This window comes from Euzebyales bacterium, assembly GCA_036374135.1.
Classification (GTDB): domain Bacteria; phylum Actinomycetota; class Nitriliruptoria; order Euzebyales; family JAHELV01; genus JAHELV01.
Window position 1 is genome coordinate 24,894 of the sequence record DASUUK010000034.1, and the last position, 18,786, is coordinate 43,679.

At 71.2% G+C, this 18,786-nt stretch carries 12 protein-coding genes; 7 read left to right on the top strand and 5 right to left on the bottom strand.

What is annotated here, in order from left to right; genetic code table 11:
• Nucleotides 1–6: 6 nt before the first annotated feature.
• Complete coding sequence (locus VFZ70_05130; GenBank protein HEX6255175.1) at nucleotides 7–2,238, bottom strand: thiamine pyrophosphate-dependent enzyme; 2,232 nt, start codon at nucleotides 2,236–2,238, stop codon at nucleotides 7–9.
• Between the two features lie 142 nt (nucleotides 2,239–2,380).
• Here VFZ70_05130 and VFZ70_05135 point away from each other — a divergent pair, with 142 nt between their 5' ends.
• The gene (locus tag VFZ70_05135; protein ID HEX6255176.1) at nucleotides 2,381–3,376 is read left to right on the top strand and encodes an S-layer homology domain-containing protein; all 996 of its coding nucleotides are present in this window, start codon (nucleotides 2,381–2,383) and stop codon (nucleotides 3,374–3,376) included.
• 2 nt (nucleotides 3,377–3,378) lie between these two features.
• On the opposite strand, the gene VFZ70_05140 is transcribed toward VFZ70_05135, so the two are convergent.
• Together VFZ70_05140 and VFZ70_05145 are read right to left on the bottom strand one after the other, a co-directional pair.
• Nucleotides 3,379–4,761, bottom strand: coding sequence for an AarF/ABC1/UbiB kinase family protein (locus VFZ70_05140; protein HEX6255177.1), 1,383 nt, complete (start codon nucleotides 4,759–4,761; stop codon nucleotides 3,379–3,381).
• A 65-nt stretch (nucleotides 4,762–4,826) separates the two neighbouring features.
• On the bottom strand, nucleotides 4,827–5,879 hold the full coding sequence (locus VFZ70_05145) for a TerC family protein (GenBank protein ID HEX6255178.1): 1,053 nt from the start codon (nucleotides 5,877–5,879) through the stop codon (nucleotides 4,827–4,829).
• 108 nt (nucleotides 5,880–5,987) lie between these two features.
• Here VFZ70_05145 and VFZ70_05150 point away from each other — a divergent pair, with 108 nt between their 5' ends.
• From VFZ70_05150 to VFZ70_05160, 3 genes are all read left to right on the top strand, one after another.
• Nucleotides 5,988–7,229: a PQQ-dependent sugar dehydrogenase gene (locus VFZ70_05150; protein HEX6255179.1), complete on the top strand. Its 1,242-nt coding sequence runs from the start codon at nucleotides 5,988–5,990 to the stop codon at nucleotides 7,227–7,229.
• A gap of 137 nt (nucleotides 7,230–7,366) precedes the next feature.
• The gene (locus VFZ70_05155) at nucleotides 7,367–8,422 is read left to right on the top strand and encodes a hypothetical protein (protein ID HEX6255180.1); all 1,056 of its coding nucleotides are present in this window, start codon (nucleotides 7,367–7,369) and stop codon (nucleotides 8,420–8,422) included.
• Between the two features lie 78 nt (nucleotides 8,423–8,500).
• Nucleotides 8,501–11,656, top strand: a complete 3,156-nt coding sequence (locus VFZ70_05160; protein ID HEX6255181.1) for an AAA family ATPase — start codon at nucleotides 8,501–8,503, stop codon at nucleotides 11,654–11,656.
• A gap of 218 nt (nucleotides 11,657–11,874) precedes the next feature.
• Here VFZ70_05160 and VFZ70_05165 read toward each other — a convergent pair whose 3' ends face one another.
• Nucleotides 11,875–12,207, bottom strand: coding sequence for a hypothetical protein (locus VFZ70_05165; protein ID HEX6255182.1), 333 nt, complete (start codon nucleotides 12,205–12,207; stop codon nucleotides 11,875–11,877).
• A gap of 230 nt (nucleotides 12,208–12,437) precedes the next feature.
• On the opposite strand from VFZ70_05165, the gene VFZ70_05170 reads away from it, so the two are divergent.
• Entirely contained in the window at nucleotides 12,438–13,706 is a 1,269-nt protein-coding gene (locus tag VFZ70_05170; protein HEX6255183.1) for a hypothetical protein, read from the top strand.
• On the opposite strand, the gene VFZ70_05175 is transcribed toward VFZ70_05170, so the two are convergent.
• The gene (locus tag VFZ70_05175) at nucleotides 13,696–14,928 is read right to left on the bottom strand and encodes a lycopene cyclase family protein (GenBank protein ID HEX6255184.1); all 1,233 of its coding nucleotides are present in this window, start codon (nucleotides 14,926–14,928) and stop codon (nucleotides 13,696–13,698) included. The two genes, VFZ70_05170 and VFZ70_05175, sit on opposite strands and share 11 nt — an antisense overlap.
• A 235-nt stretch (nucleotides 14,929–15,163) precedes the next feature.
• On the opposite strand from VFZ70_05175, the gene VFZ70_05180 reads away from it, so the two are divergent.
• Together VFZ70_05180 and VFZ70_05185 are read left to right on the top strand one after the other, a co-directional pair.
• Nucleotides 15,164–16,786: a hypothetical protein gene (locus VFZ70_05180; GenBank protein ID HEX6255185.1), complete on the top strand. Its 1,623-nt coding sequence runs from the start codon at nucleotides 15,164–15,166 to the stop codon at nucleotides 16,784–16,786.
• A 94-nt stretch (nucleotides 16,787–16,880) separates the two neighbouring features.
• Nucleotides 16,881–18,773, top strand: a complete 1,893-nt coding sequence (locus tag VFZ70_05185) for a S9 family peptidase (protein ID HEX6255186.1) — start codon at nucleotides 16,881–16,883, stop codon at nucleotides 18,771–18,773.
• Nucleotides 18,774–18,786: the final 13 nt, after the last annotated feature.

Sequence of the window (18,786 nt, forward strand, 5' to 3'; positions counted from 1 at the left end):
AGGCGGTCAACGTGCGAGCAGCTTGACCGCCGCGTCGACGATGTCGTCCTCCGACAGCAGCACATGGTCCGCGGCGGGACCCAGCGGTACGTAGCTGTCGGCGGACCGCACGGCGTCGACCGGACCGTCGAAGTGGCGTTCCGTGAGGTGCGCGACGACGGCGTCGGCGACGCCACCGGACGCGCGGCACTCGTCGGCCACGAGCACACGCTTGCACGCGGCCGCGTGCTCGTCGATGGCCGCCCAGGGCAGGGGCGCCAGCCATCGCAGATCGACGACCCGGGCACCGCGACCGTGGTCCCGCGCCAGGCGGTGCGCTGCCCGCAGCGCGAGGCGGACCCCGTTGCCGAAGGTCAGGATCGCGAGGTCGTCGTGGGCGGCGCCGTGGACGCCCACGGTGCCCGGCAGCAGGTGGTCGCTGGGCGGCGGGTAGTCGCTGAGCCAGGCGTCGTCACCGTCGTGCAGATCCTTGGCGTGGTACAGCGCGATCGGTTCGAGGAAGCACACCACCCGACCGTCGACCCGAGCCATCGCGATCGCGCCGCGCAGCATCTTCGCGGCGTCGTCGCCCCGTGCGGGTGCGGCGACGATCAGGCCCGGGATCTCGCGCAGCGCCGCGACGGCGTTGTCGTTGTGGAAGTGCCCGCCGATGCCCTGCTGGTACGCGAAGCTCGCGATGCGCACGACCATCGGCGACCGGAATCGTCCGTCGGACAGGAACCCGGTGGTGCCCGCCTCACCCCGCAACTGATCGATCGCGTTGTGCAGGTACGCCAGGTACTGGATCTCGGCGACCGGCAACAGCCCACGCAGGCCAGCGCCCTGCGCCACGCCGAGCACCGTGGTCTCGTCGAGCAGCGTGTCGAACACACGGCGCGCGCCGAACGCCTCCTGGAGCCCGGCGGTCACGTGGTAGACGCCACCCTTGCGGGCGACATCCTCGCCGAACACGATGACGTCCGGCCGCCGCAGCATCTCGTCGTGCAGCGCGGCGTTGATGCACGCGGCGAGGGTGCGCCGCGACGGCGCCGTCGCCTGCTCGGGCAACTGGTCGTCGAAGTGCGCCCGACGTTGCCGCACGTCGGCGCTGCCGCCGGCCTCGCGGGCGACCGTGTCCCCCGAGAACGGCGCGATGGGCGCGATGATCCGCGACCGGTCGCGCAGCGGTTGCTGATCGGCGTGGCGGTCGACGGCACGGTCGACCTCGGCGCGCACATCACCCATGACGCGCCGCAGCTGCTCCGGGCCCGCGGCGCCAGTCGCCAGCAACCTGTGCACGACACCGACCAGCGGGTCCCGCCGCACGTCGTCGGCGATCTCCCGCGCGGACCGGTACGCGGATTCGACGTCACTGCCCGCATGGCCGCCCAGCCTGACGGTCGGCAGGTGCACGAACACCGGCGCGCGACGCGTCCGGCAGTGTGCGACGGCCTGCTCGACGCGCTCCCACACCTCGTCGACCTCACCCGACGCGCGTACGTACGTCAGGTCGGGCAGCCCGGAGAAGCTGCCCGCGATCCAGTCGGATGGCGTGCGGACCGAGATCCCCAGACCGTTGTCCTCACACACGAACAGGACCGGCACGCCGCTGCCGAGCCGGGCGGTGTACCGAGCTGCGTTGATGCCCGCCAGCGCGCTGGCATGGTTGGCGGACGCGTCCCCGAACGAGCACAGCACGATGGCGTCGTCCGGCAGGCCGACGTCGACGCCGATGTGCACCGCCAAGTCGTGTGCGAAGGCGAACCCGGTCGCCTTCGGCACGTGCGAGGCGATCGTGCTCGTCTGCGGCACGACCCATGACGGGCGACTGCCCCAGACCTTGTGACGACCGCCCGAGACCGGATCGGTGGCGGCCGCCAGCAGCGACAGCACGGCGTCACCCACTGGGTCGGATCCTTGGGTCTGACGGCCCCGGGCCATCATGAACGCACCGGACCGGTAGTGCAGGAACGCAGGATCGGTCGGTCGCAGCAGGGCGCCGAGCACCGCGTTCAGCTCGTGTCCGGCGCTACCGATGGTGTAGTAGCCACGACCGGCGGCGCGAAGGTGACGGGCGGCGATGTCCAGCTCGCGCGACCGCAGCTGATCGACGAACAGGTCGACGGCACGAGCGGCGGTCAGTCCACCCCGCAGCGGCCGCGTCCGCGCTGTGCCCGCAGCCGCCGCCCCGACACCCTCGGCCTCCGCCAGCACCGCATCCAACGTGTCCCGGATCGCATCCAGACGACCTGCAGCCATCCCTGCAGGCTAGACGGTCGGTGGGATGCACGCCCGCCCGCGGCCCGTGTCGAGCCTGCCAGGTCCGACAGGCATGTGGGACTAGCCTGTGCGGGTACGTGAGGGTGATCGACCACCCAGCCGCGGAGATGGCGACCGACCGATGAAGCTTGACCAGGTGTTCGGAGTACTGCTGATACTCCTGGCCATCTACCTGGGCGTCAACGCGACCGGCAACCAGATCGGCGGCGGGCTGTTGGGTGGCGAACCGGTCGAGGTCCCGCCGGCGTCGGGCGGTTCCGGCACCAACGGCAACGGCGGCGACGGCAACGGCGGATCATCGGACTCCGGCCCGGCCAGCACCGGCGATGGCAACAGCGGGTCACAGAACGGGTCCAACCGATCGCAGAACGCCTCCGACGCCGGCCAGTCCGGCAGCAGCGGTGGCCAGCAGTCGCGGTCCGGCACGCAGCAGGGCCTTCAGGCCAGCCGCGAGACCGTGGTCGTGACCAGCGACTTCTGCGCGGCCGCGCCCGACACCACGCCCTACGACGACGTCGGCCCGACGCACGACGCGGCCATCGCCTGCATGGACGCCGCGGTCATCGTCGGGGGCACGTCGGAGACCCTCTACTCCCCCGGCGAGGCGGTGACGCGGGGCCAGGCCGCCATCGCGATGGCCAACATGATCGACGCTGCGAACCGCCTCGAGGCCAACGGGGTCAACCTGAGGAGCCTCCCGCGCGCGGGCGATGCCCGGTTCGAGGACTTCAAGGACGCGTCCGCCGACTGCCCGGGTGAGCGGTCCGTCGCCCGCCTCAACGAGACGTCGATCCTCCAGGGCTACGTGGACGCGCGGTACGAGCCGTGCGGCAAGGTCACCCGCGCGCAGATGGCTTCGCTGCTCGACCGTTCGTATCAGTTCATGAACCGGACCGCGCTGCCACTCGGCGGCAACCAGTTCCGCGATGACAACGCGTCGGTGCACGAGGAGTCCATCAACGCCGTGGCGGCGGCCGACATCATGAACGGCGTCGGCAACCGGCGCTTCGACCCCGGCGGATCCGTGACACGTGGTCAGTTGGCGAGCTACATCACGCGGGTGATGATCCGCATGGAGGACAAGGGCCGCATCCGACCACTGCAGGTGACGCCGTAGCGTCACGCCCGGTACGGCGACGACGCCATGAAGTCGTGCTCGATGCAGCCGAGCTCGGTCGTCGGCTCGCCGTCCTCGCTGATCTCGAGCAGGATGTCGCCCCAGCATGCGGTCGGCTGGAGCCGGGCCAACAGGGACGTGAGGCCGAACTGGATGCGGTTGAGCATCAGGTACGACGCCGGCATCTTCAGTTGGCGAAGCGTCTCAACGTAGCCCGCGTCGGGGTCCATGCTGGCGGCGGTGACCTCGCGCGCATACGCCGTCGTGTACGTGAATGGCTCGTCGGTCCCCATCGGCCGGTGCATCAGGCGGAACCAGTCGCGCACGACGTCGAAGTCCCCGCCGAACCGGCCGCCGAGCAGCCCGGCACCACGCATCGCACGGTCGAGCTGCGCCGCCTCGTCGTCGCGCACGGCGCGGTGCACGGCATGCAGGCGTTCCCGGTCGGCGGTGCTGAACGTCTTGCAGCTGCCGAAGTCGATGAAGACCACGGTGCCGTCGCCTGGGAAGAGGTAGTTGCCAGGGTGCGGATCGGCGTTGAAGATCCGGAAGCGGTACAGCGAACCGAAGACGAACCGGAAGATGATCTCGCCATAGCGGTTGCGCGTCGCGTCGTCACAGGTCCGCGCCACGTCGCCGAAGGCGCCGCCGTCGACGTAGTCGGTCACCAGCACCCGGGGCCGGCACCAGTCATGGTGCACCCTGGGCACGCGCACGAACGGGTGCCCGTCGTACCGTTCGGCGAAGGCCTGGTGGTACCGGGCCTCTGTCTGGTAGTCGAGCTCCTCGTCGAGGCGGGCGCGAACCTCGGCCAGCAGCGGTCCGGGCTCGAGTCGCGGGTTCAGGACCCGGAGCATCGGAACGAGCAGCTCGAGGTTCGCGAGATCGGCGAGCGTCGACTCGGCGACACCGGGATGCTGCACCTTCACCGCGACCTCGGAGCCGTCGTCCAGCCGCGCACGGTGCACCTGCCCGATCGAGGCGACCGCGAACGGCGTCGGTTCCCACGCGGCGAAGACCTCGTCCGCGGGAGCGCCGTACTCGGCTTGGATCACACCTGCGATCGTGGCCGCGTCCGACGGTGCCGCCGCGTCCTGCAGCTCGGACAGGCGGTCGTGGTAGCGGGCGGCGGTGGCCTCGTCCACGGGCAGGTCGAGGTAGCTCAGCAGCTGACCGGCCTTCATGGCCGCGCCCTTCATCGAGCCGAGCGTGTCCAGCACGATGTCGGCGATGTCGTCGTGGGACAGCCCGACGCCGGCGACGTCGCCGCGGCGCTGTGCACGACGCGCCGCGAGCAGGCCTTTGCCAGCCGCAGCCGACAGGCGCGCCAGCTGGCCACCTCGTGACAGGCGCGTGCGGGCGTCGGCGGAACCATCCGAAGGCACGGCACCAGCATGCGACGCGGGCCGCCGGGGCGCATCGGCGGCCTGGATCGCAGGTCGGGTCCGGTCTAGTCGCCGCTGCCCTCCGAGGTCACGGCGTCCTTCGTCTCCGTGCCGGCGTCGGCGTCGCCCTCGACATCGTCCGGTTGGTGCCGCCACGACAGCCAGAACGTGAGGGCGAGCACGACGGCGATGACGGCGAGCGACGTCCAGGTCGGGATGTGGAAGCGCTCACCGCCGACGCCCTCGGCGATGAACTTGACGCCGACGAATCCGAGGATGACCCCCAGTCCCTTGTCGAGATAGATGAACTTGTCCTTGATGCCGGCGAGCAGGAAGTACAGGGCGCGGAGGCCGAGGATGGCGAAGGCGTTGGAGCTGAAGACGATGAACTGGTCCTTCGTGATCGCCAGGATCGCCGGGATCGAGTCGACCGCGAACAGGATGTCGGTGAACTCGATCGAGACGAGGACGGTCAGCAGCGGCGTCACCATCCGCTTGCCGTTCTCGACGACGAAGAACCTGTCGCCGCGGTAGTCCTCGGTGGCCGGCAGCCACTGCCGGATCCGCACGAGCACGGGGTTGTTCTCTGGATCTATCTCGACGTCGTCGCTGGTGAACAGCTTGTAACCGGTGTACAGCAGGAACGCACCGAACACGTACACGATCCAGCTCAGCGAGTTGAGCAGCGCCACACCCGCGAAGATGAACGCCAGCCGGAACACGACCGCGCCGAAGATGCCCCAGAACAGCACACCGTGCTGGTACTTCTTGGGCACGGCGAAGAACGTGAACAGCACCGCCCACACGAACACGTTGTCGATCGACAGGCTCTTCTCGATCAGGTAGCCCGTGATGTACTCCTGGGCGGCCGAACCACCCATCCAGACCCAGATCACGCCGGTGAACGCGACCCCGAGCGCGATCCACACCGCGCTGTAGATGGCCGCCTCGCGCGTCGACACCTCGTGCGCCTCACGCATCACGACCTTGAGGTCGATCAGCAGCAGCACGGCGATCAGCGCGAAGAACGCGCCCCAGACCCACAGCGGCTCGCCGCCGCCTCCGCCTCCTCCACTGCTGCCCTCGGCGGCTGCGAGGAGGACGTCCACCGACGACATGTGGTCTCCAGTCCGGGTCGAGATCGGGTGCGGAAGTCTCGTCGGACTGTGCCCCCGGGCGATCGCTCATATGCCGATCGGCACCTGTTCGGATGCCATCATGGCTGGGTGTCACTCCGATCGCGCCGCACGGCGATGGTCGCGGCGGTCATCGTCGCGAGCACCGCGTGCTCGCCGTCGGTCGACGGCGGCACCGGCGGGTCCGAGCAGGTGGTCGGGACACCATCGGCACAAGCACCGTCGTCCATCCCCGCCGCGTCACGCACGCCGGAGCCGGCGCCGTCGAGCGATCGGGATGAGCGGGCGGACCCCGACCTGGCCGCTGTCACCCTCGTCGCCCGACCGGTCGTCGAGCTGGACGGTCCGATCGCGATGGCGGTCCGTCCTGGCGACGATGCGCTGTACGTGGCGGAGCGTGCCGGCCGGGTCGTGCGGGTGGTCGACGGCACCGCCGCTGCGACACCGGTGCTCGACATCACCGATCAGACCACCGACGACAGCGAACGAGGTCTGCTGGGACTGGCGTTCTCGCCGGCGGGCGACACGCTGTACGTGTCCTACACCGACCTCGCCGGCGACAGTCAGCTCGATGCCTACACGCTGGACGGGAACGCGGCGGGCGACCGCCGCAACCTGCTGTCGGTGCAGCAGCCGTTCAGCAACCACAACGGCGGGAACGTGGTCACCGGTCCCGACGGCCTGCTGTACCTGGGTCTCGGTGACGGCGGCTCGGCCAACGACCCGGGCGGCAACGGCCAGGACCGGTCCACGCTGCTGGGCGGCATCCTGCGCATCGACCCGTCGCCGTCGGCGGACGCGCCCTACACCATCCCGGCGGACAACCCGTTCGTGGACGGTGACGGCCGCGACGAGCTGTGGCTGTACGGGCTGCGCAACCCCTGGAGGTTCTCGTTCGACGCCGACACCGACGACGTATGGATCGGCGACGTCGGTCAGAGCGCGGTCGAGGAGATCGACCGCCTGCCCTTCGACCGGGCGGGCGGGACGAACCTCGGGTGGAACGCGTTCGAGGGCACCCAACGGTTGACCGACGCGCCGGCGCCGGACGCCGTGCCGCCGGTGTTCGAGTACCCACACGACGGTCGCTGTTCGGTGACCGGTGGCTACGTCTACCGCGGCGATGACGTCGCCGGTCTCGAAGGTGCGTACGTCTACAGCGACTTCTGCGACGGGGTCGTGCGGGCCATCGTCGTCGAGGACGGGGCGGTCGTGCAGCAACGGGCGTTCGACGTTCGCGTGCCATCGCTCGTGTCGTATGGACAGGATGCGGATCTCGAGCTGTACGCGTTGTCGCTCGAGGGCACGGTCCTCCGCCTGACGGACGGCTGAAGGCCGCGCCCTGGGCGACGATCCGCCTCACGGCTCACCGCGCAGGTTCACTGCCGATCCCCGCACGTGCGGGCGCATGCGTGCCAGGGGACGTTCACGGCAACGCTGATCGGCGTACACCGACCGCAGGAGCACCCGTGATCGTCCTCGCCCAGACCGAACTCGTCCGACCGACGCTCATCGGGACCGCCGAGCTGCTGATCAAGCTGCTCGCGTTCATCGCGATCCTGTTCGTCGGCTACCTCGTCGCACGGGCGCTGCAGCGGGCGGTCAATGCGTTGCTGGAGCGGTTCGGCGTCGGGCGGGCGCTCGATCGCGGTGGCATCCGGGAGGCGCTGGCGCGGTCCGGCCACGACGTCGGCGGGCTGTTGTCGATGCTCGTGTTCTACGGGCTGATGCTGCTGGTGCTGCAGCTCGCCTTCGGCATCTTCGGCCCGAACCCGGCCTCGTCGCTGCTGCAGCGGCTGATCGCCTTCGTCCCGCGGATCGTGGTCGCCATCGCCCTGCTCATCGTGGCGGCCGCCGTCGCTGCGGCGGTACGCGACATCATCAGAGCGCTGATCGGTGGCCTGTCCTACGGCGGCGCGCTGGCGACCGCCGCGTACGTCCTGATCGTTGGCCTGGGGGTCTTCGCAGCGTTGGACCAGCTCGCCGTGGCGCCGACGATCGTCACCGGTCTGTTCTACGCCGTGCTGGCGATCGTGGTCGGTGTCACCGTCGTTGCGGTCGGTGGAGGCGGCATCGCACCGATGCGCGACCGCTGGGAGCGCGCACTCACCCGCCTGGACGACGAGGCTGTCCGCGTGCGCGACGAGGCGCAGCAGCAGCGTGAGCGTCAGCGCGAAGCCGAAGAGGAAGCCCGCCGCCAACGCGAAGCCGAGGAGGAAGCCCGCCGCCAGCGCGAGGCCGAAGAGGAAGCCCGCCGCCAACGCGACGCCGAGGAGGAAGCCCGACGCCAACGCGAGGCCGAGGAGGAAGCCCGACGCCAGCGCGAGGCCGAGGATCTGGTGATCCGGTCGACCTCGGACCTTCCTCCCCCACCGGCGGACTCGGACCGGTCAAGCGATGCATCGGACGATGATGAGACGCGCGCATTCGAGCCCGATCTGACGGCCCCGATGGCGGCGCAGGACGACGATGACGAGACCCGCCCGATCAGGCGCGTGCGCAAGGACCGCAACAACGACGCGTGACAGCCGCGCCAGCCACCCGATCCGCCAACATCGAAACGCCATGGGTGGATCCGGCGGTCGACCGTAGAATCCAACCGGATGCACGCCGAGCGGCTCGACACGTTGACCGTCCTGTTCACCGACATCGTCGAGTCGACCAGGCTGCGGACCACACTGGGCGAACGCGACGCCGAGGACGTCCTGACGCGTGCCGAGGTCGTGCAGGCCGACGTGATCAGATCCGAGCGAGGCAGGATCGTCAAGGGGCTCGGCGATGGGATCCTGGCGGTGTTCCCGGCCGCCGACCACGCGCTCCGCGCGGCCGGCCGGCTGGCCGCGCGTCTCGATGCGCTCGCCGAACGCGTCGATGTGCCGATCGACGCACGCGTGGGCGTGAGCGCGGGCGATGTCCGTGAGACCGACGATGACGTCTCCGGCACACCCGTCATCGAAGCGGCACGGTTGGTGGCCGCGGCCGACGACGGGGAGATCCTGGTCGCCGACGTCGTCCGCGCGCTGGCGGGCTCGTGGTCACAGCATCCGTTGCGTGATCGCGGACCCCGCACGCTCAAAGGCCTGGGCACGCCCATCCACTGCTGGGCGCTGGACTGGCGGCGGCTACCGCCGCCACCTGCGCCGGACACCGGGTTGGTGGTGGACGACGAGTTCCCGTTCGTCGGTCGGCGAGGCGAGCTGGCCGTGCTCGAGGACGCATGGCGGGCGGCGCGGGACGGGCGGCGGCGCGCCGTGCTGCTCGGCGGTGAGCCCGGCGCCGGCAAGACACGGGTCGCAGTGGAGATGGCGCGCCGCGTGGTCGACGACGGCGGGCTGGTGCTCGCCGGCCGGTGCGAGCGCCATGCGACGACGCCGCTCGAACCGCTCCAGCACGTGGCGGCGTCCTATGTCACCGAGGTCGACCGCTCCATCGTCGCGGCGGACGCGGGCGTGTTCGCTCCGGAGCTGGCCCGCCACATCGCAGCCCTGGGCTTCCTCGCCGATGACCCCGGTCCACGGGACGCGGACCAGGACGCCGAGCGGTTCCGCCTGTTCACGGGGCTGACGAACCTCCTCCGAAATGCGGCGCGACGCACGCCTGTGCTGATCGTCGTGGACGACCTGCAGTGGGCCGACGCCATGAGCGCGGCGCTGCTCGAGCATCTGCTGCGTGTCCCGGATCTCGGCGCGGCCTGTCTGATCGCGACGTACCGCGATGTCCCGACCGGTGGAAGGCAGGTCACGACCGGCGCGCTCGAACGACTTCCGGGCGTCACCGCTCTGCGCCTGGAAGGGCTGCCCACTCCGACGATCGCCGACCTCGTATCGCGGTCCAATTCGAGCCTCGACGCCGAGAAGTTGTGGGAACGTACGCGCGGGCACCCGTTCTTCGCCGTCGAGCTGATACGCCGCGCGCGCGCCGGAGGCGGCGACACGGGCGTGCCGACGTCAGTCCGGGATCTCGTGACGGAGCGTACGACGCATCTGCGCGACGACACGACCCGGCTCCTGACCATCGGCGCCCTGGTCGGGCACGGGTTCGACCTGCAACTGGTCGCCCGCGTCGCCGGCCTCGACAGCGCCGCCGCGCTCGAAGCCGCCGAGGAGGCGGTCGCCGCCCGAATGTTGTTGGAGGTGTCGGGTGACCCGGAGAGGTTCCAGTTCAGCCACGCCCTGATCGCCGACACGTTGGCGACACGTCCGTCCGCCGCGCGCGTCACCCGCCTGCACGCGACGATTGCGGACGTCCTCCGCGCGGATGGAGCACCCGGGACGGAGGTGGCCGCCCACATGCTGCGGGCGGCGCCGCTGCTCGGCGTCGACACGGCGGTCGGAGCGGCCCGCGACGCCGCCCGGACCGCGCTGACCGCCGGCGAGCCGGACCAGGCCGCAGCGGTGCTCGAGCATGCGCTGCGCGTCGATCTCTCGGCGATGCCACAGCTGCGCGCGGGACTGCACATCGAGCTGGGTGAGTGCCTGAACCACGCGTCGCGTCTGGCCGAGGCCGTCCCCCACTTCGAGGAGGCCGCTCGCCTGGCTGACCAGGAGGGACGGTTCGACCTGTTGTCCCGTGCGGCGCTGCGCTGCTGGGGCGGCAATCCGTGGGTGGATAACGCCGATGACACCGCGCAGCGCCTGCTGCGACTGGCGATCAGCCGGTGCCCGCCCACGGACGAGGACCGCCGCGCGGCGCTGCAGGCTGGTCTCGCCGCGTTCTCGATCTTCACCGCCGGGCTGGCCGAGCGCGACCGCATCACCGCCGACGCCGTGGCCCGCGCCCGTGTTTCGGGTGATCCGGCGCTGCTCGCCACCGTGCTGGTCGCGCGACACGTCGCCATCACGGCACCACTCGCCATCGATCAGCTTGACGAGGTCCGTCGTGAGCTCGGCGCGACCGCGACAGCGGTGCCGCTGGCCGTGGCACCGGGTGACCTGGTCGGGATCTCGTCCGCTGACTTCTGGCGAGCCGACGGCGCCGCCTACCGCGAGGCTGCGGCGTCGTTCGATCTGTCCGACCCGCGGCTCGCGGCGGGGGACGCCACCGTCGGGACACAGTTGGCGGCCTGTGTGGCGTTGCTTGACGGGCGGACGGCTGACGCCCGCAAGCTCGCCGACCACGCGCTGGAGGTCGGAGCCTGGGGCGACGCGTCGGTCGGCAACCACGGATGGCAGCTGCTGCTGGCCGACTGGCTCGACGGTCGGGTCGCTGACTCGCGGGAGCGCGCGGTGGCCGCCTACGAGCGGTACGGGGGGCAGCCGATGCGGCTGACGCTGGCATGGGTCGAGGCCGACGCGGGCGCAGACGGCGCGGCCCGCGCGCTGCTCGAGCGTGTGCGTAGAGAGAGGTTGGCCCGGCTGCCTGAGCTGTTCCTCGGGACCATCGGGCTGGCGGCCGGCGCAACCGCCGTCGTCACGCTTGGCGACCGTGACTGGGCCGCGCCGTTCATCGACGCCATCGAGCCGGTGCGCCACCTGATGTCAGGAGTGCCGTGGGCGCCGTTCCCGGCCGGCGCGTTCTACAGCGGCATGTTGCACGGCCTCCTGGGCGAGGCGCGCACGGCGGACGACTGCTTCGAGCAGGCCCGCGAACTGCATGAGCGCATGCGGGCACCGGCCTACCTCGCGCTCGGCGATGCCGCGCACGGCCGCATGCTGCTCGACCACGACCCTGCGCGCGCCAATCGGCTGCTCGCATCGGCCGACGAGTTCGCTCGCGACATGGGTCTCCGCGGGATCCTCGACATCGCCACCGTCACGTGAGCGACGTCGGCCGGGCTCGCCGTCACACGAGCGTGGCGAACACGACGACGTTGTCGTCGTAGCTCCGGCGAACGACCCCCGCACGTGATCAGCCGCAGGGTCGCCCCGTCGGTCGGACCGTAGACCGCGTCCGTGGGGAATGCGTCCTTGGAATGTTGTTCGACTCGATCGACCGTGAACCTCGCGGGTGCCCGGGCGCTCACGCGACGGCGGGCGGTCTAACCGCTGTCGGAGCCTGCGAGCAGCCGGTCGACCCACCACAGCAGCACTGCGACCACGACGAGGTTGATGAGCTGGGTCCGCGCAGTGCCGGCGGCCTGTGATGTCGCGTCGCGGGCGCGCGACGCGGTGGCACCTGCCCAGTCGGTGGCGTGTCCGATGGTCTCCGACGACGCGCGGCGCGCGCGTTCGGCGTAGACGGGGATCTCCTGCGCGGCGGGCTGCAGCGCCAGCCACCGGCCCGTCGCCGTCACGAGATCGTTGAGCGCGCCCGCGAGATGACCGCCCGCCGACGTGACCGTGGGCGTTGATCCCGGCAATCGTAGCGCCATGTGTGCTTCTCCTTCTCACGTTGCGGGTGCCACTGTTCCCATCGCGACACCGACGATGCGTGTCACGTGGCCCGCGGGCCACCGACGTCGGTGCGTACTCTTGGAGCCGACCACGTCACGGCCGACCGCATGTGAGGTGACCGATGGTGAGCAGGCGCACGATCCCGCAACGTCTCTCGTCCGGCACGCCGGTCGCGGTGCGGTCGCCGCGTCGGGGATAGTCGCACATCATGCCCCCGTTGCCTCGCATCCTGGCGATCATGGGTTCCGGCGAGACCGCGCCCACGATGGTCACGGTGCACAAGGAACTGCTGGCACAGCTTCCCGCGGACGTGCCAGCCGTGCTGATCGAAACCCCGTACGGATTCCAGGAGAACGCCGACGAGATCAGTGAACGGGCCGTCGGGTACTTCGCGCACAACGTCGGACGCGACATCACGCCGATCGGGTTGCGTTCGTCCGACGGCGACATGACCGTCGCGACCGAGACGGCGCGGCTGCAGACCGCCGGCTACGTCTTCGCGGGACCGGGCAGTCCGACCTATGCGCTGCAGCAGTGGCGCGGCTCGGCGTTCGCCGACGTCGTCGCCGACAAGCTGCGCACCGGTGGTGTCGTCGTGTTCGCCAGCGCCGCCGCGGTCGGGCTCGGGCGCGCGGCCGTACCCGTCTACGAGATCTACAAGGTCGGGCAGGCGCCCCACTGGGTCGACGGGTTGGACCTGCTCGGGGTCGCCGGCATCGACGCCGCCGTCATCCCACACTTCGACAACGCCGAGGGCGGCACCCACGACACGCGGTTCTGCTACCTGGGCGCGCGCCGCCTGGCGCAGATGGAGGGTCAGCTCGACGCGGGCACGTACGTGCTGGGCGTCGACGAGCACACGGCGCTGATCCTCGACCTCGATGCGGACGCGGCGACGGTGCGTGGCCGCGGCGGTGTCACCGTCCGACGGGACGGGGTTGTCCTGCGCACCATTCCGAGCGGTGCGCAGATGCCGCTCGGGTCGCTCACGACGGAGCAGGCGGGCCCGCTGTCCGTCGATCTGACCAGGCACGCCGAACCCGGGGGTGACGGCGCCGCTGACGGCGACCGCGACGCAGCGACGATGACATTGACCGAGCGGGCCAAGGCGGCTGCACGCGCGTTCGATGCCGCGCTCGGGCGGGGGGACGGCGCGGAGGCCGCCGGGGCGATCCTCGAGCTCGAGGCCGCGATCGCCTCGTGGTCGGCCGACACCACCCAGACCGACGAGGGCGACCGCGCGCGCGAGACGTTGCGCGGTCTGATCGTGCGGCTCGGCGCCGCCGCCGCGGACGGCCTGACCGATCCGACCGCTCGGATCGCTGGGATGATCGACGCGGTCGTCGATGCGCGCGACCGGCTGCGCGACCGGCGTGACTTCGCCTTGGCCGACCTGTTGCGGGACGCGGCCGACGCAGCCGGGATCGAGCTGCGCGACACACCCGAGGGAACGGTCTGGCGGTCCGTCAACCGCTGACCGCCGCCGGCAGCACGAGCGGACCGAGGCGGCGCCACGCGCCGTCCGCGACGACCGCGCGCACCACCCGGCGTCGGACGTCAGCCGGGACCCGTGCCATCAGCGCGATCATCGTGCGGTGCAGCCGCAGCGGCGAGGCGGTACGGGAGACGTACGAACGCCAGTCGGATGCGGGTAGCGCAAAGAACCCGGCGAAGAACGCCCGTGTCTGGCGAGCGTCCAGCGTCAGCAGGACGTCGAGCCCGAACCGGTACAACGCGTCGCGCCGCAGGTCGTCATGGCTCCACACCGCGCGGTGACCGGCACGGGCGGTGGCGTGGAGGTCGGCGCCGCCGGACAACGCCGTGCGCAGCACGGCAGCGAGCGCGGGCGCACGTTGCAGCGCCGTGGCGACGTGGTAGCCGGTCGCCGGATGGATCATGCCGGCCGCCGAACCGAACGCGACGGCGGGACCCGATCGCGCCACCGGAGCGTCCATGGGGAAGGCCACACGCTCGGTCGCCAGCACGTCGGTCGCCGTGCACCCGAGGTGCGCGAGCCGCTGCTCCAGGCGTCGGCGCAGCAGCCCCAGGGGTACCGCCGGACGCCCTGCCAGTGAGGTCTCCTCGACCAGCCACGTGCCGTCACCGAGATCCATCGCGTAGAGGAACGTCGGAGGGTCGTCGTCGCCGAAGGCACTGGCATCGAGATCCATCAGGCACATCGTGCCGTGTGGGATCGGTGGCCGGTCGAACCGCGCGACGATCCCGAACGCCGTCTGGTACGCCAGCCCAGCCGCCTGTGTGCGCCCGGCGAACCGCGGATGACCCGTCGCGTCGATGACCGCCCGTGCCGCCAGCCGCTCCCCCGCCGTCGTCGTGACGACCAGGCGGTCGCCGGCGGTCACCAGTTCCCTCGCGCGGCCGGCGGTCGTCGTCGCGTCACGGGCGCGGTCGGTCAGCGTCGTACGCAGGCGGTCGTTGTCGATCAGCGCATAGGTACGGCCGACTGGACGCAGCGCCGGCTGTGACGTGCGCACGAGCACGGTGTCCCACTGATGTCCCGCGACGGTCGGGAACCCCGCCGCGCCGAGCTCGTCGAGCCAGGCCCCGTAGGTCTGCGTCCACGTCGCGTGGGGCGCCGGTGCCAACAGGTGCACGCCGAGGCCGGCCTGCACGCACGCGGCGGCAGCGGCCCTGCCGGCCGGGCCCGCGCCCAGTACCAGCACGTCGCTCGCTGCCACACCGCTTCCGTTCGTCGACCCTGCCGGCGCGCCACGCTACATCGTGGGTCCGCCGCGGATCCGACTCCCCACGGGCGCCGATGACGTCACCGGTGCCTGGCGACGGCGCCCGCGTCGTCGGCACACATGACGAGCGACGAGTGCGACGGTGAGGTGATCGTGGTGGGGCTGCCGGGTACAAGGTGCTGGCACCGGATCCGACCCCCGGTCACACACAACCCACGCAGGAGCCATCATGAAGCCCGCCGATCTATACGCCCGGTACGACGTCATGCGGGAAGCCGTCATCGATCTGCAGCAGGCCGACACCGTCCAGCGGCTGTGGGACCGTGACGCCGGCGTGTTCAGCGATGATGCCGACGTTCAGAACGAGATCGCGCAGCGGCTCGGTTGGCTCGACGTCGCCGGTGGCGACCCCGCGTGGAACGCGCCGTTGGATGACCTCGCCGCAGGTGTCGACGCCGACGGGATCGACCGCGTGGTGGTCGCCGGCATGGGCGGCTCCAGCCTCGCGCCGGACGTGTTCTCACGCGTGTTCGCCGACGCGTCGGCGCGCACGCTGGTCGTGCTCGACTCCACCCATCCCGACGTGGTGGACAAGGTCCTGCCGTCCGACGACCTGGACTCGACGCTGGTCATCGCCTCGTCGAAGTCCGGCACCACCGCCGAGACCCGGGCGTTCGCCCTGTACGCCGAGCGGCACGTGCCGAGCACCCGCAACCTGGTCGCCATCACTGATCCGGGCAGCAACCTCGACAAGGAGGCGACGGTGCGCGGCTGGCGGGCGGTGTTCCGCAACCCGACCGACATCGGCGGGCGCTACAGCGCGTTGTCGTTGTTCGGCATGGTGCCGGCCAGGCTGCTCGGCGTCGACGTCGGCGCCATCTGGCGGTCGGGGCAGTCGATGCTCACCGCCTGCGGGCCATCCCAGACCGGCGCCGACAACCCCGCACTGATGCTCGGGGCGTTCATGGGCGGCTTCGCCCGTTCGGGCCGGGACAAGCTGACGATCCTGACATCGCCCGTGCTGGCGAGCCTCGGTGACTGGCTCGAGCAGCTCATCGCAGAGTCGACCGGCAAGCAGGGCACCGGCATCGTGCCCGTCGTCGGTGAGCCGGTCGCGTCACCGCTGGTGTACGGCGACGACCGCGCATTCGTCGTGATCGACCACGCCGCCGATCCCGTACCGGGCATCGAGGCGCTCGAGGACGCCGGGCTGCCCGTCTTCCGCATCACGCTCGACGACCGGTACGCCCTCGGTGGCGAGTTCGTGCGATGGGAGATGGCCACGGCACTGGCCGGGGTGTTGCTTGGCATCGACCCGTTCGACCAGCCGAACGTCGCGGAGAGCAAGCGCAACACCAACGACGTGCTCGCCGAGGTGGCCGCCGGAACGGCGTTGCCCGACCCGGAGGACGGCGACCTCGGGAAGCTGCTGGACTCGATCGGGCCCGGTGACTACTTCAGCATCCAGTCGTACCTGCCACCGGACCGCAAGGTCGCCGCGGGTCTGACCGAGCTGCGCATGATCGTGCGTGACAGCCTGCGGGTGGCCACGACGGCGGGCTGGGGTCCGCGGTTCCTCCACTCGACCGGTCAGCTGCACAAGGGTGGACCGAACTCGGTCGTCGTGCTCCAACTCGTCGACGTGCCCGCCGGGGACGTCGAGATCCCGACCGAGGATCACGGCTTCGCAACGCTGATCAGGGCGCAGGCGCTGGGCGACCTCCGCAGTCTGCGATCGCACCACCGCCGGGTGATCCAGCGCAGGGTGAAGGGTCCCGAGGACATCGTCCGCGTGCTCGGCGATGCCCGTGCGCACCTGCACAAGCCCATGCCCCGCAGTGACTCGATCTGACCCCTCGCACGACGCGTCGGACCGGCTGACCCCGGAGGACCTCTGGGCGCTGCCGCGGGTCGGTCGGCCGGTCACAGACCGCAGGGGTCGGGTCGTGGTCGTACCGGTCACCGACACCACCCGCGACGATCCGGTCACGCGGCTGTACCGCGTCGGCGTCGACGGCCCGTCGCCGCTTACCACCGAGGACGCGTCGGCCACCGCCCCGGCCCTGTCGCCGTCGAGTGCGTTGCTGGCCTTCGTGCGCGAGCACGAGGACAGGTCGCAGGTTCACGTGCTGCCGCTGGACGGCGGAGAGGCGCAGCGCGTCACGGACCTGCCCCTGGGCGTCGCGGGACGTCCAGTCTGGCTGCCCGACGAGCGGAGCGTGATCGTCCCGGCACGCCTGTCCACCGATGATCCGTCACTCGGCGGCACGCGCGCGTACCGGGAGTCTCAGGAGCGACGCGCCGACACCGCGCACGTGACCGAACGTCGGCTGTACCGCTTCTGGGACACGTGGCTGACCGACGCGACGACGATGCACCTGCTGCGCGTCGACCTCGACCGGCCCGGCACGGACCCGGTGGATCTGACCGGCGACGTCGGGTTCGCGATGCTGCCCGGCCTCGGCGACCCCGGCGACGAAGTCGCCGTCTCCCCTGACGGGCGCACGGTCGCGTGGTGCGCCGTCCGTGACGACGACGATGCCCCGCGCTACCTGCTGCACGTCACACCGACCGACGGCAGCGGCCCGTCACGGTGCCTGACCCCCGAAGCCCCGGCGCACGTGTGGCGGCCCCGCTTCCTGCCGGACGGCCGCATCCTGGCGGGCTTCCAACGTGAGTTGGAGTTCTACGCGTCGCCGTGCGATCTGTTCGTCGTCGACCCGGGCACCGGCGACCGCGAGCCACTGCTCGACGACTGGGACCTCCAACCCGACGCGTGGGAGGTCACGACCGCCGGACAGGTCGTGTTCGCCACCGAACGCAGGGGGCGGGGCGTGTTGTGCACCGTGCGCGAGCGCTCCGCGCACCCGCTCGCGGACGGGGAACGCGTCAGCGACCTGCGACCTGCGACCTCGTCGCCCGGTTCGCTGACGTCGCCGGTGCCCGCCGGCGACGACGTCCTCGCCCTGCACAGCGCGCTGACAGCACCGCCGGAGGTGGTCCGCATCGGCGCAACGACGACGCTCGTCACCGACCTGTGCGCGGACGCGCTCGAGGGCCGTGATCTCGGCATGGTCACCGACCTCGTCGTCACCGGGGCGGCGGGCGACGACGTCGGCGTCCGATTGCTGCACCCGCCCGGGGGGACCGCCGACGGCCCGCCGTCGCTGGTGCACCTGATCCACGGAGGGCCGCACGGGCTGTTCGCGGACGCGTGGTCGTGGCGCTGGAACGCTGCCGTCGTGGCCAGCCGGGGCCATCTGGTCGCCACGGTGGACTTCCACGGCTCGACCTCGTACAGCCACGCGTTCACACGCTCGATCCACGGCGAGTGGCCCACGTTGCCGGCGGCCGACATCCACGCGACGACCGACGCGCTGATCGCCCGGGACGCCGTCGATCCCGAACGGATGGCCATCACGGGAGGGTCGTACGGCGGGTACCTCGTCACGTGGCTGGCGGCGCACACCGATCGGTTCGCCTGCGCGGTCGCCCACGCCGCGGTGACCGACTTCGGCGGGATGTGGGCTGGTGACTGGACGTACGGATGGGCCGACGCGCTGGGCGGCGCCCCGTGGAAGGACCACGCGGCCTCGCTCCGAAGCTCCCCCGCCGCGCACTACGCCGACTACACCACTCCGACGCTGGTCATCCACGGCGACAACGATCACCGTGTGCCGATCGACCAGGGGCTCGCGCTCTACGGCGTGCTCCGCGCCAAGGGCGTCCCGGCCCGGCTGCTGCACTTTCCCGACGAGCACCACTGGGTCGAGGGTCGCGCCAACTCCCTCGTCTGGTACGGCGAGGTGCTCGACTGGCTCGATCGCCACCTTCGCTGAGCGCCGCGGGACG